The 18,892-nt window shown below is 32.5% G+C and carries 9 protein-coding genes; 7 read left to right on the forward strand and 2 right to left on the reverse strand.

Annotated elements, in window-relative coordinates; all coding sequences use genetic code 11:
- The first annotated feature begins 89 nt into the window (after positions 1-89).
- On the forward strand, positions 90-869 hold the full coding sequence (locus Q0678_RS05245) for an amidohydrolase (RefSeq protein WP_299054899.1): 780 nt from the start codon (positions 90-92) through the stop codon (positions 867-869).
- A 15-nt stretch (positions 870-884) separates the two neighbouring features.
- Here the strand turns inward: Q0678_RS05245 and Q0678_RS05250 are convergent, their stop codons facing one another.
- Positions 885-2,027, reverse strand: a complete 1,143-nt coding sequence (locus Q0678_RS05250) for a DNA polymerase III subunit delta' (RefSeq protein ID WP_299054901.1) — start codon at positions 2,025-2,027, stop codon at positions 885-887.
- 181 nt (positions 2,028-2,208) lie between these two features.
- Between Q0678_RS05250 and pgk the strand changes: the two genes are divergently transcribed.
- Both pgk and Q0678_RS05260 read left to right on the forward strand, forming a co-directional pair.
- Positions 2,209-3,396, forward strand: a complete 1,188-nt coding sequence (gene pgk / locus Q0678_RS05255; protein ID WP_299054904.1) for a phosphoglycerate kinase — start codon at positions 2,209-2,211, stop codon at positions 3,394-3,396.
- Between the two features lie 249 nt (positions 3,397-3,645).
- On the forward strand, positions 3,646-4,686 hold the full coding sequence (locus Q0678_RS05260) for an aldo/keto reductase (RefSeq protein WP_299054907.1): 1,041 nt from the start codon (positions 3,646-3,648) through the stop codon (positions 4,684-4,686).
- Between the two features lie 61 nt (positions 4,687-4,747).
- Here Q0678_RS05260 and Q0678_RS05265 read toward each other — a convergent pair whose 3' ends face one another.
- Positions 4,748-5,881 (reverse strand): AraC family transcriptional regulator, encoded by a 1,134-nt coding sequence (locus Q0678_RS05265; RefSeq protein ID WP_299054911.1) that lies wholly within the window; start codon positions 5,879-5,881, stop codon positions 4,748-4,750.
- Between the two features lie 453 nt (positions 5,882-6,334).
- Here Q0678_RS05265 and Q0678_RS05270 point away from each other — a divergent pair, with 453 nt between their 5' ends.
- From Q0678_RS05270 to Q0678_RS05285, 4 genes are read left to right on the forward strand one after another with little or no spacing between them, the layout of a single operon-like run.
- Entirely contained in the window at positions 6,335-7,237 is a 903-nt protein-coding gene (locus Q0678_RS05270) for a tail fiber protein (protein ID WP_299054915.1), read from the forward strand.
- Positions 7,238-7,257: 20 nt separating this feature from the next.
- The gene (locus Q0678_RS05275) at positions 7,258-15,753 is read left to right on the forward strand and encodes a LamG-like jellyroll fold domain-containing protein (RefSeq protein ID WP_299054917.1); all 8,496 of its coding nucleotides are present in this window, start codon (positions 7,258-7,260) and stop codon (positions 15,751-15,753) included.
- Positions 15,754-15,757: 4 nt separating this feature from the next.
- Positions 15,758-17,044, forward strand: a complete 1,287-nt coding sequence (locus Q0678_RS05280) for a hypothetical protein (RefSeq protein WP_299054921.1) — start codon at positions 15,758-15,760, stop codon at positions 17,042-17,044.
- Entirely contained in the window at positions 17,037-18,842 is a 1,806-nt protein-coding gene (locus Q0678_RS05285; RefSeq protein ID WP_299054924.1) for a T9SS type A sorting domain-containing protein, read from the forward strand. The genes Q0678_RS05280 and Q0678_RS05285 overlap by 8 nt, the downstream gene beginning before the upstream one ends.
- Positions 18,843-18,892: the final 50 nt, after the last annotated feature.

Genomic DNA, 18,892 nt, shown 5'->3' on the forward strand with positions numbered 1-18,892 from the left:
CATTTAAAATAACTGTTTTTTTGCTAAAACCAAATTACAAATTTTATCCTATTTTTGAGGTGTCATTTTTTTAATTTTTAGAAGTAAATATGCAAAATGAATTAAATATTGTTGCCATTCAAGCAAACTTGATTTGGGAAAACGCAGAAAAAAACAGAAGCTATTTTGAAGACGAAATAAACAAGTTGCCCGAAAAGACTTCTTTGGTTATTTTACCCGAAATGTTTACCTCTGGGTTTACACTTCAGCCTAAAAATGTAGCTGAAAAAATGAACGGAATTACTGTTGCATGGGTGCAGAAATTGGCAACTAAAAAGCAGCTTGCAATTTGTGGTAGTTTGGTAATTGAAGAGCATGATAAATTTTACAATCGTTTTGTATTTATAGCACCCAATAGTGCGCCTATTATCTACGATAAAAGACATTCTTTTTCTTTAGCAACAGAAGATAAGTATTATACTGCTGGTAAAACTAAACAAATTATTAATTACAAGGGATTTAAAATTTGCCCGTTAATTTGTTATGATCTTCGTTTTCCTGTTTGGTCTAGAAATACAGAAAATTATGATGTATTAATTTATGTTGCTAATTGGCCAGCAGTTAGAATAGATGCATGGCAAACACTTCTTAAAGCGAGAGCTATCGAAAATATGTCTTATGTAATTGGTGTTAATCGAGTAGGGCAAGACGGCAATCAACATAATTATTCTGGTCAGTCTCAAGTTTTAGATCCATTAGGATTAGAGGTTGCTAGTTTAAAAGAAGAAGTAGGCTTTTTAGAAGCCACTTTATCAAAAGAAAATTTATTGAACTGTAGAGCTAAATTTAAATTTTTAGAGGATAGAGATCAATTTAAAATAGTTGATTAACAGAGAAATTCTATTTTAGACTGGTTGTTCTTTTTTGTGTAATAAACGTGTTAATTTCATTGAGAGATCTAATAAAATAATCTTAGCATTTCCATTTCTTTCAATATGATACATCGCATCGTTTAACTCTTTTTCGATCTCTAAAATATTTTCGCCATGCACAAATGGGGCAAATTTAGAAATATCGAAGCCGGTTTTACTCTCTATAAAAACTAAGTTTTCGCTTTTGTAATTTAGCAACAATGCTTGTCTAAAAAATTGCAAACAATAAGCTAAAAATCTTTTTTGAGTTTCGCGGCCTGTTTTTGCAATTGTGTCTGACCAAGAAATTAACTCTTGAACAACAGCTGCGTTTCCTTTGGCTTTAAAGGCAGTTCTTATCCAGGTAATAAACCATTGCTCAAAAACGATATCCGAAGAATCATTGTTTAATAAATGAACCGCTTTATTAAAGTTTCCTTCTGCTTGATGTGCAATTTTAGCAGCTTCATTTTTACTACAACTTTCATTTTTAAGCAGTGCTTCTGCAATGTCACTTTCTGACAAAGCAGGAAAATGCAATGCCTGACATCGAGATTTAATGGTGTTAATTATCTGCTCTTCATCTTCAGTTACCAAGATAAAAACCGTTTTTTCTGGCGGCTCTTCTAGTAACTTTAATAGTTTGTTGGCAGCAGCAATATTCATTTTTTCTGCCATCCAAATAATCATCACCTTAAAACCACCTTCGTAACTTTTAAGTCTTAATTTTTTTACAATCGCTTCTGCCTCATCAACACCTATAATTCCTTGTTTGTTTTCTACGCCAATATGTTGCAACCAATTAAACAAATTGCCATAAGGTTGTTTGGCTATAAAGGTTCTAAAATCTTCTAAAAAAAGATTACTTACTGCGTGTTTTTTAACGCTGTCATTTGTAGTAACCGGAAAAGCAAAATGCAAATCTGGATGCTGCAAATTATTACACTTTAGGTTGCAGGCATCAGCATTATCAGAAAAATTACACAATAAAAACTGTGCATATGCTATTGCCATAGGTAAAGTGCCAGAACCTTCTTTGCCAACAAAAAGTTGTGCATGCGGTATTCTGCCATTTTCTGCAGAAACCTGCAAATGGCTTTTTATGTGTTCTTGACCTATAATTTGGTTGAAAAGCATGAGCAAATATAAAATTTGTTTGTCAGAAATTCATTAAGAAATGGCATCAAAATTAGAGAGGTACTTTTATGATGTGTTTTTTAAATTTTATGTCTACGCAAACGTTAACTTAACTTTTAGAGCTTGTGTTTTTTAAAACCTAAAGATTTCGGTATTTTTGTTAAAAATAGATAGACCAAAAATGAAAACACTAAAAGATTTTAATTTCGAAAATAAAAAAGCAATTATTCGTGTAGATTTTAATGTGCCTTTAAACGATGCGTTTGAAGTAACAGATATTACAAGAATTCAAGCAGCAAAAGCTACCATAATAGACATTTTAGAGCAAGGAGGTAGTTGTGTTTTAATGTCACATTTAGGTCGCCCAGACGGTTTTCAAGAAGCATTTTCTTTAAAACATATTGTAAAATCTGTAACAGATATTATGGGATGTAAAGTTCACTTTGTAGAAGACTGTATTGGTAGCAAAGCAACTGCAGCAGTTGCGGCTTTACAACCGGGTGAAATTTTATTGTTAGAAAATTTAAGATACTATAAAGAAGAAACAAAAGGAGATGTTGCGTTTGCAGAACAGCTTTCTAAATTTGGAGATATTTATGTAAACGATGCTTTTGGTACAGCTCACAGAGCACATGCATCAACAACTATTATTGCACAGTTTTTTGAAGAAAACAAGTGTTTTGGTAATTTATTAGCAAGAGAAATAGAAAGCATAGATAAGGTTTTAAATACCTCTGAAAAGCCAGTATTGGCAATTTTAGGAGGCGCAAAAGTATCGTCTAAAATAACGGTTATCGAAAATATTTTAGACAAAGTAGACCATTTAATTATAGGTGGTGGTATGAGTTTTACGTTTATCAAAGCACAAGGAGGTAAGATTGGAAATTCTATTTGTGAAGATGACAAGCAAGAATTGGCTTTAGAAATTTTAAAACAAGCGGCAGCAAAAGGAGTGCAAGTTCACATTCCTGTTGATGTAGTTGCAGCGGATGATTTTTCAAATGACGCCAATACACAAATTTGCGATATTAATGCCATTCCTGATGGTTGGGAAGGAGTTGATGCGGGTCCAAAATCTAGAGAAAACTTTGATGCGGTTGTAAACCAATGTAAAACTATTTTATGGAACGGACCTTTGGGTGTTTTTGAAATGGAATCTTTTGCAGCCGGAACGATTGCCTTGGGGCATTCTATAGATAAAGCAACTAAAAATGGTGCTTTTTCTTTAGTTGGTGGTGGCGATTCTGTTGCCGCAGTAAAACAATTTGGTTTTGCAAACAAAGTTAGTTATGTATCTACAGGTGGTGGCGCAATGCTAGAAATGTTAGAAGGAAAAACATTGCCAGGTATAGATGCTATTTTAAAATAAGTGTAATTGTTTTATTGTCTAAGTTTCTTAGAATTAAATTCTTAGACCATCCATAATTTAAAAAAAGTCAAAAAAACGTGTAGTTTTAAACTACACGTTTTTTTAATTTGTAGCATCTTCATACATATAAAAGTGAAATTTATATTAAAACTCAGTTCAAATTCTTAAAATAGATTTTTAGTTTTTAATTTAGCAGAAAGTTTTTAGACAATTACACAATTTAATAATTACGCAGTTACCCATTAAAATATGAAATATACTACTTTACCAACTACAGAAATTAAAGTCTCTAAAATTTGCTTAGGAACCATGACTTGGGGAAACCAAAACACCCAAGAAGAAGCTTTTGAACAAATGGATTATGCCTTGGCACAAGGAGTTAATTTTTGGGATACCGCAGAGTTGTATCCGGTACCGGCAACCCCAGAAACCTACGCAGATACAGAACGTATTATTGGCAACTGGTTTGCAAAAACAGGCAATAGAGAAAAAGTAGTTTTAGCTAGTAAAATTGCGGGCGGTGGCGATTACACCAAACACATAAGAACGGGTGGTTTTACCAAAGAGAACATTAAAAATGCGGTAGAAGGTAGTTTAAAAAGATTGCAAACCGATTATTTAGATTTGTATCAAATTCACTGGCCAAGTAGAGGTGTAAATTGTTTTGGTACAAGAGAGTATCCTTTTAAAACAGCAACTAAAGAGGCGGAAAATCATTTTGAAATTTTAGAAACGTTAAATGCATATGTAAAAGCAGGTACCATAAAAGCCATTGGTTTGTCTAACGAAACTCCTTGGGGAACTATGAAATATTTGCAAGCTGCTGAAGCTAATAATTTTGCAAGACCCGTAACAATTCAGAATTCATATTCAATGATTCACAGAGCCTATGAATATGGCATGAGTGAAGTTTCTTTAAGAGAAGATATTGGTTTGTTAGCCTATTCTCCTTTAGCACAAGGTGTTTTGTCTGGTAAATATTTAGATGGCAACTCGCCAGAAGGTTCTAGAGGAAACTTATTTCCACGTTTTATTGCACGTTATATGGGCGATGGCTCTATAGAAGCGGTAAAGAAATACAACAAAATTGCACAAAAAAATGGCATCACTTTAACCGAGTTGTCCTTGGCATTTATCAATCAGTTGCCATTTGTTACTAGCAATATTATTGGTGCTACAAAAATGAGTCAGTTAAAAGAAAACATCAATTCTATAAACATCAATTTGTCTGAAGATACATTAAAGGAGATAGAAGCAGTTCATGCTGCAATTCCTAATCCTGCACCGTAGATTCTTTTATTTGGCTAAATTTTGTGTTTGATTGCTAAAATTGGCAGCAGTAAAAAGCGAGTTATACTTTTTTAGAATTTGCAATAAACTCTTTAGGTGTAGTGCCTGTTGCAGTTTTAAATGCTCTGTAAAACGTATTTCTAGAGTTAAAACCACATTCTTTTGCCAAAGCTTCTACAGAAAAATCTGTCAAAAAGTTTTTTTGAATCAATGCAATGCTTTGGTCTATTTTAAGTTGGTTTATCCAAGCGTTAAAACTAGCGTATTTTGTGTTGATAATCTTAGAAAGATCACTTTTAGAAATTTCAAAGTACTCTGCAATGTCGTTTGAATTGCTTTTTTCGACAAGAAATAACTTTTTCTGGTAGGCAATCTCTGTAATATCTTCAATAGAAAACAACGCTTTGGTTTCTTCGGAAAGATCTGCTTGTGGTAAAAAATATTTTAGTTTTTGCAATACTTTCTGATTCCAAAAAAGGTAAAAACTTAGCACGAAAAAGAAAATTACTGTAAGCAATAGCGAAATATCACTAAATATAGTGTCTTCTAATTCTGGAAAAATTAAAAAAGAGGTTGCTACGGTTGCTAACAAACTAGCAAATAAAAAGGTTTGTATTCTTACAAAATGGTATGCCCAAGTATACAAGGTTTTTTCCTTTTCTTTCAGCAATTTAGCGTTTTTAGATTTTAATAATATCCATTGTAATATAAGGTAAAAGATAGGATGCAAAATTCTGCCCAAACTATTAAATGCTTCTGGTATTAAACCAATATTGTCTGTATGGGTTAAATTAAAATCTTCTATGATACGTTTTACATAGCTTGTTTTGGTAGCAATATCATCAAAATAAAAAGGGATATAACTTACTAAAAACACTACAAAAGGTGCCAAGTGCAAACTGTGCCACCATTTTAAATTACTTGTTTTATGTACAAGAAACCAAACATGAAAATAGGCTGCTGGAGCAATTAAATAGGTAAGTGGTGCTGCGGTTTTGTATAAGTAAGGAATCTTTAGAATAAATTCATACTTTATAAGTAAATAAAAACTAAAGCAAATAGCATTTACTATTAAATACAACGCCAACGATAAAATATGCAGTTTAAAATGCTTCGGTTTTAGTTTTGTACATAAGTAAAAACCCACCAAAAGAGAAAGTATAATATTTATAAAATACAACAAATCAAAAATCATATGGGGTTTTTTTATATAAAAACTAATTTGTGGGGGTTCATAAAAGTGTGTTTTTATCTAATTTTTAGAAAAACTTTGTTCCAAAATGCGATTTTGACACAACAAAAGTACAAATTATAGTTTAATTGTAAACTTCGTCGTATAGTTTTGTGTAAGATAATTCCCCCAAAAATGAAAATTCACAAAACAATTCTTTTTTGTGCCTTCTTAATAATAAATACTTATAGCTTTTTTAGCTATGGGCTTTTCGTATGTGTTTTGTTACTACTTGGTATGCTATACACTTACTTTTCTGTAAGTAAAGCACCATTATTTTTATCTAAAACTTTTTTTACTCAACAAATTACAACAACTGTTGCACTCATACAGCTGGTATTTGGTGCGACTAATAACTACAAATTAAAATTTATAAATAACAACTTAATTACAACAACAAATTAAAAATTAAAAATCATGAGAAAAATTTATACAACATTCGTTCTATGTATGTTTGCTACTGTTGCTTTTGCACAAGGTATTGCTGTGCAAGGTATTGCAAGAGATAATACAAACTCTGCTATTTCAAATACTGAGCTTACATTTTATTTCTTTATTGTTAATTCTGATAGTGACATATTATACAAAGAAACACAGAATATAAGAACAGATACCTATGGGTTGTTTTCTCATGTAGTTAGTAATGGTAGAGCACAAGACAACACAGTTTTTACAAATATAGATTTTAGTCAGGCAGACCTTAAGTTACAGGTTCGTGTTAATTTTGATAGCCAAGAAATAGTAGTATACGACCAAAAATTACAGTACGTACCGTATGCACATTTTGCAAAAAAAGCGCAAAATGGTGTACCTCCTGGAACTGTAGTGGCGTTTATGGGTAATGATGATGCCATACCAGCAGGTTGGGTAAAATGTGATGGTACAGATATTTCTAATGAAGGGGTTTTGTACGATGCCTTAAAATTAGTAATAGGAAATACATTACCAGATTTACGTGGGCGTTTCTTAAAAGGAGAAGGTGTTGGTGCAAACATACCGGAAGAAAAAATAGAAGTAGGTACAATTGGTGATTACCAAGGGCAAGGTATTGCTTCGCATTTGCATGAATTAGATTTAGAAACAGATGAGGCTGGTGAGCATAATCATAAGATATCAATATATGCTCTTGGTTATCGACTTGGAACTAGTAACGATATATATCTTAACTATTATCCTGATTCTAATAGTCCTAATGGTGGTGGTTATACAACTTCTACTGATGGTAATCATAAACACACAATCAAAGGGAATACCAAAGGTGTTGGTGGTAAAGAAAACCGCCCTTGGACAGCTGTAGTAAACTACATTATAAAACTATAACCCTTCTTAAAATTTAGATTATGAGAAAAATACTATACTGTCTGTTTAGTCTTTGGGGGGTTGTCTTTTATGCACAAAACCAACAAAGTAAAAATCAGCTTTTTGTTGGGGCAGGAACCGCTCAAAAAGAAGAAATTACAAAAGATGACAATACAACTGTAAATTTAAAATTAAATTTTCAGGTAGGTAGTCCCTTACTTTTTAATAGAGTTTTAGACTCAGGTACAAACGCAAGTATTTTATTTCCATATTCTATACTCTACAAGTCGAATACATTTGTAGAAAACCAGGTATTTATTTCTAAGGGTTTTTATGCAGATATGATTAAACTTAGTTGGGAAATAGCTGCGAATAAAGATGCTATTAATACAATTAAAATTTACAGAAAAGAACTAGGGGCAAGTACTCCAGAACAGCTTATAGCAACCCTTGCTAAAGATGTTTTTGAATACGAAGACCAACAAATAGAAGCAAGTACCTTATATGAGTACCGAATTTTTGCAGACGGTATTGCCATAGATGGTGAAGCAAAAGAATTTTTAAATTTTGCACGAGGCATTGGGTTTAGAAACCCAACTGCTATTGTAACCGGTAATGTAAGTTTTAAAGGAGGCAACCCCGTTAAAGACGTAACATTATTTGCAGAAAACGTAGGTGCTAATAATGATAGTAGTACCTCTAAAAGTATGTATTTTAAAGGAGCTAGTGCAGGTACAGATATTATGCGTACCAATTTTAGTGCTGTAAATACTACCTTACAAGGCTGGGTAAATTTAAGTGTTTCAGATACCCTGTCTACGGTATTTACCTACCAAACAACAGCTACAAATACGTTTAGTGTGGGTGCTACACTTACCTCAGAAAACACCCTAAAAGTACACTTAACAAAAAACAATACTAAATTTGCAGGCTTTACCTTAAACAATGCTTATCCTACAGGAGCAATAGATCCTTTTGGGAAGGATGTATATAAAAGTATTGCAAGTATTTCTGAAGAAGATTTTGTTCATTTTTCTATAGCTTTAGAAAACAATAAAACACCCACCATTTATATAAATGGTAGGCCTATAACTAGTGCTGGTTTAGAGGGAGCTGTGGTTTCAGAAGGTATTAGTCAGCCTACATTAACCGATGCTTTATTTACAGATTATACTGTAGAAACTTCAGAAAAGGTACAAATTTTCGATTTGTGTTTACAATGTAACAAAGCCACGTATTTAGATGAAGTGCGTTTTTGGGACAAAGCATTAACAGCATTAGATATTAGAAGAGATTATAGACGTTATTTAAGTGGAGGAGAAAACAACCTTAAGATTTATTTAAGAGGAGACGAGGGATATGGTGATTTTTTATACGACTTGTCTAAAAAAGGGTTTACATTTAACGAAAACCATGTTAAAATTCGTGAGAATTTAGGTGCTTTTTCATTTAGTACTACCAAGCCCAGAAGAGACCAATTGGGTATTTTTGGGGTAACCGATAAAAATGGAAACTATACCATTGCTTCTATCTCTTATTCAGGAAATGGAGAGAGTTTTGAAATAACACCTTCTTTAGGAGTACATGAGTTTAACCCAGCAACACAAACCTTATTTTTAGGAAAAGATGCGCCTGTAGTTAATAAAATAGATTTTACAGACATCTCTTCTTTTGCCTTTAGAGGTAAGGCATTGTATGATGTGCGAAATGTTTTTGAAAGTACTACAGATGAAGTTGTAACAGGTTTAAGAGACCATAGTTACAATTCTTATATAGATGCTGATGGTGCAATTTATAACAAGGGAGAGTACTATTATGAAGGGGGTAGTAAAGACGCTTCAAGCGATATGTATAAAGAGGGTGTATTTAAAAAATACCCAGTTATAGGGTTGTCTGAGGCTAATGTATATATAGATGGAAGCATTGTGTTTGATGCAGATAATCAGCCTGTTGTAACAGATAGCGAAGGTAACTTTAACATACAAGTACCTATTGGGAATCATAAAATTGAAGTAAAAAAAGACGGGCATGTGTTTACCCACAATGGTCGTTTTCCAGAAACAGGTACTTTTGAGTTTTTTGAAGACCAAATAGAACGCAGGTATTTTGTAGACGAAACCAGAGTAACTCTTGTTGGAAGAGTAGTAGGTGGTAAAAGAGAGTTTGACAAACCGATTGGTTTTGGGTTTAATGATAAAAAAACACATACCAATTTTGAAGGCTTAGAAACTCAAAATGAAGAGACCATTTCTTCTGTAAACAATATAGGAGTAGCATCTATAATTCTTAAAGGAGCTGTCGAGTCTAGCGATTTGGATTTTAAGTTTACAACAAACGAAAAAACAGGAGAGTTTAAAGTCTCATTAATCCCTTATAAATTTTCTATTAAGCCTAGCGACTTAAAAATAACGTCTAATCGCGATTTAGATAATGAAATTATAAATGTAATAGAAACGTTAGATTTAAGAGAGGTTCCAGAAGAAGAAGTTACACAATTTACAACAAAAGATGGTACTATTCTAATTTCTGAACCTTACCATTATCAAAAAAGTTTTCGATATGATTCTCCTGTAACCTTAACGCTGTTAAAGCAAGAGTTCGAAACGGAGCTAGAAGTAGGTGGAGAATATTATGATGTAAGTGCACTAGAAGTTCCTATTTATAATCAAAATAATGAGTATAATATGGAGTTTGAAGTATCACAAAATTATGTAAATAAAGATGACGGAAATGGTGTGGTTACCAAAGAGTTTTTTACGGAAGGGAAATTTAATATTACCAATCAATTAGAGCTTAGAGATAATAGCACCATAAGCTTATCAGAGAATGGTAAAAAATACACCTATTCTTTTATAGCAGGAGAAGCCAATGTATCTAGAGAAGAAGACTTTAAAAAGAGCATGACTGTACAATATGTAATTGATGGTCAAAATCCTTTAGGAATATTAAACAGCAATGATTTTAAAGATGAAGGTATTATAATAGGGGGATCAGGTTCTGGTGAAGCATCATTTGTTACTTCAGCTCCAGAAATACCAGATATTATTTTAAGAGATCCACCAGGCTCTAATAGTTTTGCTTCTATAGAAGAAGGAACAACAATTAGTTTTGTAAGTCAATCAGAAGATTTAAAGTCTAAATCTGTTGAAAAAGCTACTTTTACTTCAACCGCACCAACAGCATCAACCAGTATTGGTACTCCTATTCTTAGTATAGGTTTAGAGGTTAGAACAGTTAAAACTGAGGATGAAGGTATAGTCTCAGAAACAAAACAAATTAACAAAAACACTTTTTTAAACTCATATACTTTCACAAAAACCATTTCAACAAGTGATGATCCTAATTTTGTAGGAGCTGATGGTGACTTGTATATAGGAAATGCAAAAAATTTATTCTTTGGTTCAATAAATAATGTTCATATTACAGATGCACCTTTAAAAAATAATGACGGTTCTGAAATTCCATATATAACGGTAGATTCAAAAGACACTGAAGGTGAAACTAAAACCTTATATATTAGTACCAGAGAAAATATGTTAATAGGAGAACAACCTACAGGTACATTTTTTACATATTCTCAAAAATATATTTTGGAAACGTTGATACCTGAATTGGAAAACTTAGCAAACAACTACGTGGAAGAACCTGATCCAGATCTAACAAAAATTTTTGTAACTGCCGATAGTTATAGAGAGCAGGCAGAACTTTGGAAAAAAATTATTCAAGATAATGAAAAAACAAAGTTTGAAGCAAAAGATAAAAGCGAACAATACCGAGAAATGGTATTGTCAAAAATTACTGATTATGTACAGAATTCATTTGCTAGTGATACACTAAGTGTTGATGATTTATTAGCTATTGATGTATTGAGAGATTTAGTATCAGAAAATTTTGATTCTAATCGTTCATTTGATGCAGGTTTAGGAGAGTTTACCACATCTTTAGAAACAATTACAATTGTAGATAAATCATTTGAATATACCAAAGATTTTACTGACACAGCTGTAAAAGATAATGGAATTTTTGTTAACAATGCTGGTCGTAGTGACCGTAAGGTGATTGTGAAAAAAACATACGAATCAGACATAAATTTAAACACAATAGATAATAGTACCACTATATCTTACACATTAAAAGATGATAACAGAAACAATTTTTTAAGTGTAGATATCCTAAATATGTTTGATGGTAATGGGCCTGTTTTTATTACAAAAGGGGGGGCAACTTCTTGTCCTTACGAAGGAGAAACTACATCTCTTTTTTATGAAGAAGAAGGGTACAATGCAAACGAAATTGGAGAAGGAGGAGAAATACTTTCTGTTGCCACTAACGATGTTTACAAAGCTGATTTTAGTGTAGAAAAGCAATTAATAACAAATGTACCTGAAGATGATAGTGCAGTGTTTACGATACTTTTAAAAAATACAAGCCAAACGCAAAGTGACTTAGAATTTGTTTTAGATTATGATCCTACTTCATTAAACGGAGCAGAAATAAATCTTGAAACAAATGGTGTAAACGTTTTTTTACCATTTAATGAAACTATTGAGTTTCCTGTAGAAATATCTAAAACGTCTAGTTCAAGTATATACGACTATGAAAATATCCGTTTGTACTTATATAGTCCATGTGCTATTGCAGATGAAAAACGAGATAATTTTTTAGATATTTCTGCAAAGTTTAAAAAGTCATGTTCTAATGTTACAATTGCTTCGCCAGAAGAAAATTGGGTGTTTAACATAAATGAAGCTTATACTGGGTTTGGAACTTTAGAGCAAACTACCAATTCTTTACCAATAACCTTTACAGATTTTAGTACAGATTTTACAGGGTTTCAAAAGATAGAATTGCAATACAGGAATGCAAGTTCTTCTAATTGGATTAAACTTGCATCTTACAATACCGATACTAATTCTCAGAGCAGTGATGTAATTTTAATAAATGAATCAGACGCTGAAATTACTTACAATTGGGATATTGTAAATGATGAAATACCAGATGGTAACTATGAGTTTAGAGCGGTTTCTTATTGTACAAACAATATTATAAATACTTCTGCAGTAGTTTCTGGTACCATTAATTTAAACCCTCCTGTAGTATTTGGTACACCAAATCCAACAGACGGTATTTTAGATGTTGGAGAAGACATTACTTTACGATTTAATGAAGACATTTTAAAACGTATAACTTCTTCTATTTCTGTAACTGGTTTAAAAAACCAACAAGAAATAGACCATAGCGTATCTGTAAGGCTAGATGGTACTGGAAATCAAATAGAATTGCCAAACCAACGCATCAACAATCAGTCGTTTACTTTACAATTTTGGCACCAAAATGTAGCCACTAGTAAAGGGATTTTGGTGCAACAAGAAGACGGGATTCAGATAGCTGTTGATAACGATTTTGTTACTTTTTCTATAGGAGAACAAACGGTAGCCACACAAACAAATAACAAAAAAATAAACAGTACCCAGTACAATTTCTATTCTTTTGTATATGAAAACTCGAACACGCCAAAATTATTTATTTTCGAAAATGGAGAAATTTTAGTAGAAAAAGTTTTGTCAGAAAAACTAGATATCAATACCAGCGCTTCCATTTTTATTGGCGATCAAGGTGTATCGGGTAACATTCACGACATTCGTTTGTGGTCTCAGACGTTTACCCCTGCAAAAGCAACGGTAGCAAAAGATTTAACGTTAACAGGTAGAGAATTAAATTTAAAAGGTTATTGGAAGTTAGATGAAGGGAACGGAGTTACTGGTTTAGACAAAGCCAAAAGAAGAAATGCATTGGTTAATTTAAATTGGGATATTAAGCCAAAAGGAAATGGCTATGAATTTAAAGATAACGGATATTTAAGTTTAGAAAATGTTGGTTTTATTCAGCCTACTCATCTAGAGGATATTTCTTTGTCTTTTTGGATAAAACCAGACTTAAATTCAGTTGGAACTATTTTTTCTAATGGTGTAGGAGATGATTCTGATAGTGTAATGACCAACACTTTTAGAAATAAATGGTCTTTTGAGTATACCATTAATGGACAATTAGAATTGCATACTGAAGGAGCAGTATATCCTTTAACGATAGATCCATTAACAGCAAATACGTGGTCTCATATTGCAGTCTCTTTAAAAAGAGGAGGTTTTTTAACTACTTATGTTAATGCGAACCAAGTAAACGCAATAAGTGCAAGTAAAATAGGAGGTTTTACAGGAAGTAAAATTCTAGTAGGCGCAAAATTAAATCAGCAATCTATTCCAGATGTTGCTTCTAATTACTTTACAGGAAAGTTAGATGAAATTCGTTTTTGGAACACAGCAAGAACGCAAACACAAATTGCAAGAGATCGTTATTTTGAGTTAGACAAAACCACTCCAGGGTTGTTATTGTATTTAGACTTTAATAAAGAAGAGACGAATACCACCAATGGACCTAGATATTATCATGCCGATAGAAATTTAACGATAGGTAGTACATATGCAGTAATAAAAGAAGTTACTACGCAGCTATATGTAGACGATTCTCCAGCTATAAAACCACCACTAAAGTTCACAAATATTTCAAATACCGTAGTTATTAACGGCGATGAAATGATTATTCAGCCAGATTTAACCGACGAAGAGTGGAGTTTGTTTGAAGGAGAGATTCTTAATTTTACTGTAGAAGGTTTAACGGATGTATTTTTTAACAAACAATTGTCTCCGGTAACCTGGACAGCCTTGGTAAACAGACAAGAAATAGCTTGGTTTACCGAAGCACAGACTAAAGAAATTGTTGCACAGAAAAATGTTGGTGACCCATATCAGTTTACTATGGATATTGTAAATATAGGTGGCAGCAATCAGCCGTTTACTATAAGTGGCTTGCCAACTTGGATAACGCCTTCTTTTACTAGTGGAAGTGTTAGTGCAAATACCAACAAACAAGTAACATTTACGGTAGATGAAAACTTGGCGATGGGTAGTTATACAGCAGATATTTTCTTAGAAACAGCTTCTGGTTATAATGATAGATTGTCTTTTGAGTTGCGTGTGTTAACAGATGCACCAGACTGGTCTGTAAACCCAAGAGATTATGATTACAGCATGAATATTATTGGTAAAATAAAAATAGATGGCGATTTTTCTAGAGACACCTATACAAAAGTGGGTGCTTTTGTAAACGATGTAGCAAAAGGAGAAGCGTATTTAGAATACGATGCATTTTATGATTCTTATTTTGCATATTTAACCATATATAACGAGAATGCATTTAACGATAAGGTTACCTTTAAGTTATGGGATGCTGTAAATGGGAAAATTATCAATGCGTTTATTGGTTCAGAGACAATGATAGATTTTATGCAGAATACTGTTTTAGGTACCAGTAGCAATCCAGAGGTGTTTTCAAACTCTAGTGTAACAGAGCAAAATATAACCTTAAATAAAGGTTGGTCTTGGCTTTCTTTTTATGCAAAGGACACCAAATTTGCTTCGTTAGCAACTACACTTTCAAATTTAGATCTATCTGAAAAAGATGCTATTAAATCTCAATTAACATTTGCAAATTATGAAGATGGTCAATGGAATGGTAATTTAACAATGTTGTCTGTAGACAATATGTACAAAATAAAGTTGGCAAAAGAGAACAATTTGCGAGTTGTAGGTGAAGAGGTAGATCCTAAAACCTATACTGTAGATATCGCTGCTGGTTGGAATTGGTTGTCTTATCCAATACATAGAAACATTAGCTTGCAAGAAGCCTTGGCTTTTTATGATACAAGTGATGGAGATGTAATTAAAGATCAATTCAACTTTGCTATTTACGACCAAAATTCTGGTTGGCGAGGGTCTTTAGACTATTTAGAGTCTGGTAAAGGATACATGATAAAATCTGGAAAGACACAGGTATTTAAATATCCAGATGCTACCATAGCGCAAAGGAGAGAAGTAAGCACAAATCAGTCGGCTAACACGCAAGGCCCACAGCAGGAGTATTTTAGAAACTACAGTGCTACCATGAGTATAGTTGCAGAGGTAGTTGCGGATCAAGATTTTACAAATATTTCTGTATTTGACGCAAACAATATACTAAGAGGTATTGCAGAAATTGAAGAAATAGCAGGTAAAAAATATAGTTTTATTACTGTTTTTGGAGACCAGACAGAACCTTTGTATTTTGAGCTTTCTGATGGTTCTGAAAAAGTGAAATTAGTGGATGCTTTGCCATTTTTAGGCGATAAAGTAGTTGGTAATTTTACAGAACCATATGTGTTATCTTTAAAAGGATTGTCTGTAGATACTGCTGTTTTTAACGAAGCAAGTATATATCCAAATCCGTTTACAAATCAAATTACGATAGATGTTTCTGCTGAAAATGAAAAGCTTTCTAGTATTGAAATTTATAATACTATCGGAATTTCAGTGTATAAAAAGAAGGTATTAGGAATCAATAAAACAGTAGTAACTACCTCAGATTTTGCGAGTGGTATTTACTTGGTTCGATTGACAACAAATACCGGAAAAACAATGCTGAAAAAAATGATAAAAAAGTAAATTGATGAAAAGAGGTCTATACGTAGTTGTGTTTTGGTTTTGCGGAATCTCTTTTTACGCACAAACACCTAGTTGGAGTGTAACTGCCGCTGAATATCAATTTAGCATGACACTTACTACGTTTTTAACTATTAATGGCACTACCTTATCTTCTGCAGAAGATAAGGTTGCTGCCTTTATAGATGGTGAGGTACGCGGTGTAGGTAGTGTAAGCTATGTAGAAAGTTTGCAGAAATATGTGGCCTATTTAACTGTATTTGCAAACAAAAACAATGAAACAATTTCCTTTAAAGTGTATGATAGTGCCAATGATGTTATTGTTGGCATAGACAGAACAATACCTTTTGGAATTGACACTAATCTTGGCACTGTTTTTCAGTCAATTAGTTTGGCAGCACCCAAATTAAGTTCACAGGCATTACTTAGCTCTTTTGATTTAAAAGACGTTACAGAAATTAGTAATGTAATTCAAAATGATACTGTACAGATTATGGTTCCCACAACAACTGCTCTTTCAGAATTGGCAGCAAATTTTACAATAAGTACCGGAGCCAATATTTTTGTAGATAGAAAGAAACAGTTGCCAAATGTAACCAAACAAAACTATTTAGAACCCATTGTTTTCGAAGTACTTTCAGAAGACGAAGCCACCCTAAATAGTTATGTTGTTAATGTGCAAAAACAGCCTTTTGCTACAACTTTTGAGGCGATTTTGACATCAGAGCGAGCTGTCTATTCAAATCAAAATCCGTTAGAGGTTCTTTTGCAAGTAACTAAAAGAGTGTCTGCAGTAGATAAAAGTCATTTTAACACAGAAAATGCGGTCATTCAATCTATAGAAAAACAAGATAATTTAACTTATAAAATCAGTCTTGTAGCAATTGAGCAAGGTGAGTATTCTATAACATTGCCAGAAAACACATTGCAATCTTTAGACAATGAACCCAACCCAACGGCAACGCAACTCTATCTTATTTTTGATACAGACCAACCCTACATCACCTCTATAGAAAGAGTTTCGCCTTTGGCAGAGTTAACCAATGCCAATCAGTTAGAGTTTACGGTTACATTTAGTGAAGCTGTTGATGGTTTTATTCCAGAAGTAATTAACCCTGGTGTTTTTAATACGATCTACATAGAGCCTATTTCAAATGTAAGTTATAAGGTTTTACTTTCTGGTACACCATCTTTCACTGGGAGATTTTTTTTAGAAATTCAGGATTTGGGTATGGTTATGGATTATGCAGGAAATATTTTAAGAACCAATACAATTATCAGCAATAATGATTAAAAAACAACATTTTCTTTTGTACATCTGTTGTTGCTTTTTTTGGGCACATTCATTAAAAGCACAAGATCCTAATTGGTCTGTAAATCCGTCAGATTTTCAATTTAACATGACTTTTACTGCTTTTTTAAATGTAGATGGCATCGTTTTAAATAACACAACAGATAAAGTAGCGGCTTTTGTAGACGGACAGATTAGAGGTACTGCAAACCTAACCTATGTTGCAGCTTCAGATAAATATGTTGCATATCTTACAGCATATGCCAATACGAACAATGAAACCTTAACTTTTAAGATTTATAATAGCAATACAAGCACTATTGTAGACGCTGTAAATACAACTGATTTTCAAATAAATGCACAAAAAGGGAGTCTTTTTCAATCTTATGGCATTTCAAACACCTATTTAAATGAGTTTATTAATATAGTAGACTTTAATTTTAAAGGAGTTACCCCACAGTTAATAACGAATTCAGATACTACTTTTGATTTTATTTTACCACCAGGAACAAGTATTACAAATCTAACACCAACTTTTACAACTTCTAATAACGAAAAAGTTTTTTATAGAAAAGAGAGACAAGTTTCAGGAGTTTCTGAGATAGATTTTTCTGAACCTGTAACTTACACAGTGTTATCTGAGAGTGAGTCGGTTTTAAAGGAATACCGTATAAATGTTTTTGTAATTGATGAAAATTTTACCACCTCAGTAGCTTTAAATACCACCAGAGCGCAACATATTTCTTCGTTACCTGTAAAAGCGTCTGTAGCATTTTCTAAACCCATTACCGATTTTACTGAAGAAGATTTTAAGGTAGACAATGCTATTGTAATCGATTTAGAAAAGATTGACAATCAAAATTATATCGTAACTGTTATCCCTTTAGTTGAAGGGGACTTCTCTTTTCAACTAAAAAGGGGAAGTGTATTAGATGCAAACAATAAAACAAATTTACAGTCTAACAGTTTGTTTTTTTATTTTGATAAAAAACAGCCAATTCTAAAAGAAGTGTATGCAGGAATAAATGCTATACATTCTTTTTTTGAGATAGTTTTTAGCGAAGAGGTTATTAATGTAGATGCCACAGATTTTGTACTAACAGGAAGAGATACCTCAAAATTTAAGATAGAGATGGTTACTTTTATTGGGCCAGAAAGAGTACTAATAGATGTTGTGCCTTTAGTTGATAGCCAACAAACACCTATTTTTTTTATAGAACTATCGTCAGATACAGACATTACAGATCTTGCACAAAATAAGGTGATAAATCAAAAAATACAGTCTTATTTTATAGATTCAGAACCGCCCGTTTTATCGGTTAATGATTTTATTATACTTAATTTAAATACTGATGGTGTTGCAAACTTAACAATAGATTTAGTAGATACAGGCTCTTTTGATACCTATAATTTGAGTAGCTTATCTCTTTCTAAAACACTGTTTACTGAAGCAGATTTAGGAGAAAATCAAATAATTTTTAAAGCAACAGACCAAGCAGGTAATGTTTCAGAAATGACAATAATTGTTCTTGTTACAAATGATACGCTCTCAAATGAAGATGTTATTTTAGAAAAAATGCTTTCTATTTTTCCGAACCCTGTTGGCGATAAGTTGTTTGTTTCAATGGATGCAAGTATAGAAATTAAAAGTATTAGTCTTTTTTCTATTGATGGTAAAAAGTTGTTTTCAGAAAACAGTATCCCAAATTTTATTAATACTACTGTTCTTTCTAAAGGAATTTACTTTTTAAAAGTTCAAACAGATAACGTTTCTTTCACAAAAAAAATCATCAAGCATTAGAAATTTATTCTTGTTTTGTAATAATAGAGTGACAAAAATTAGTCACAAAA

The organism is uncultured Polaribacter sp. (genome assembly GCF_947497125.1).
GTDB lineage: Bacteria > Bacteroidota > Bacteroidia > Flavobacteriales > Flavobacteriaceae > Polaribacter.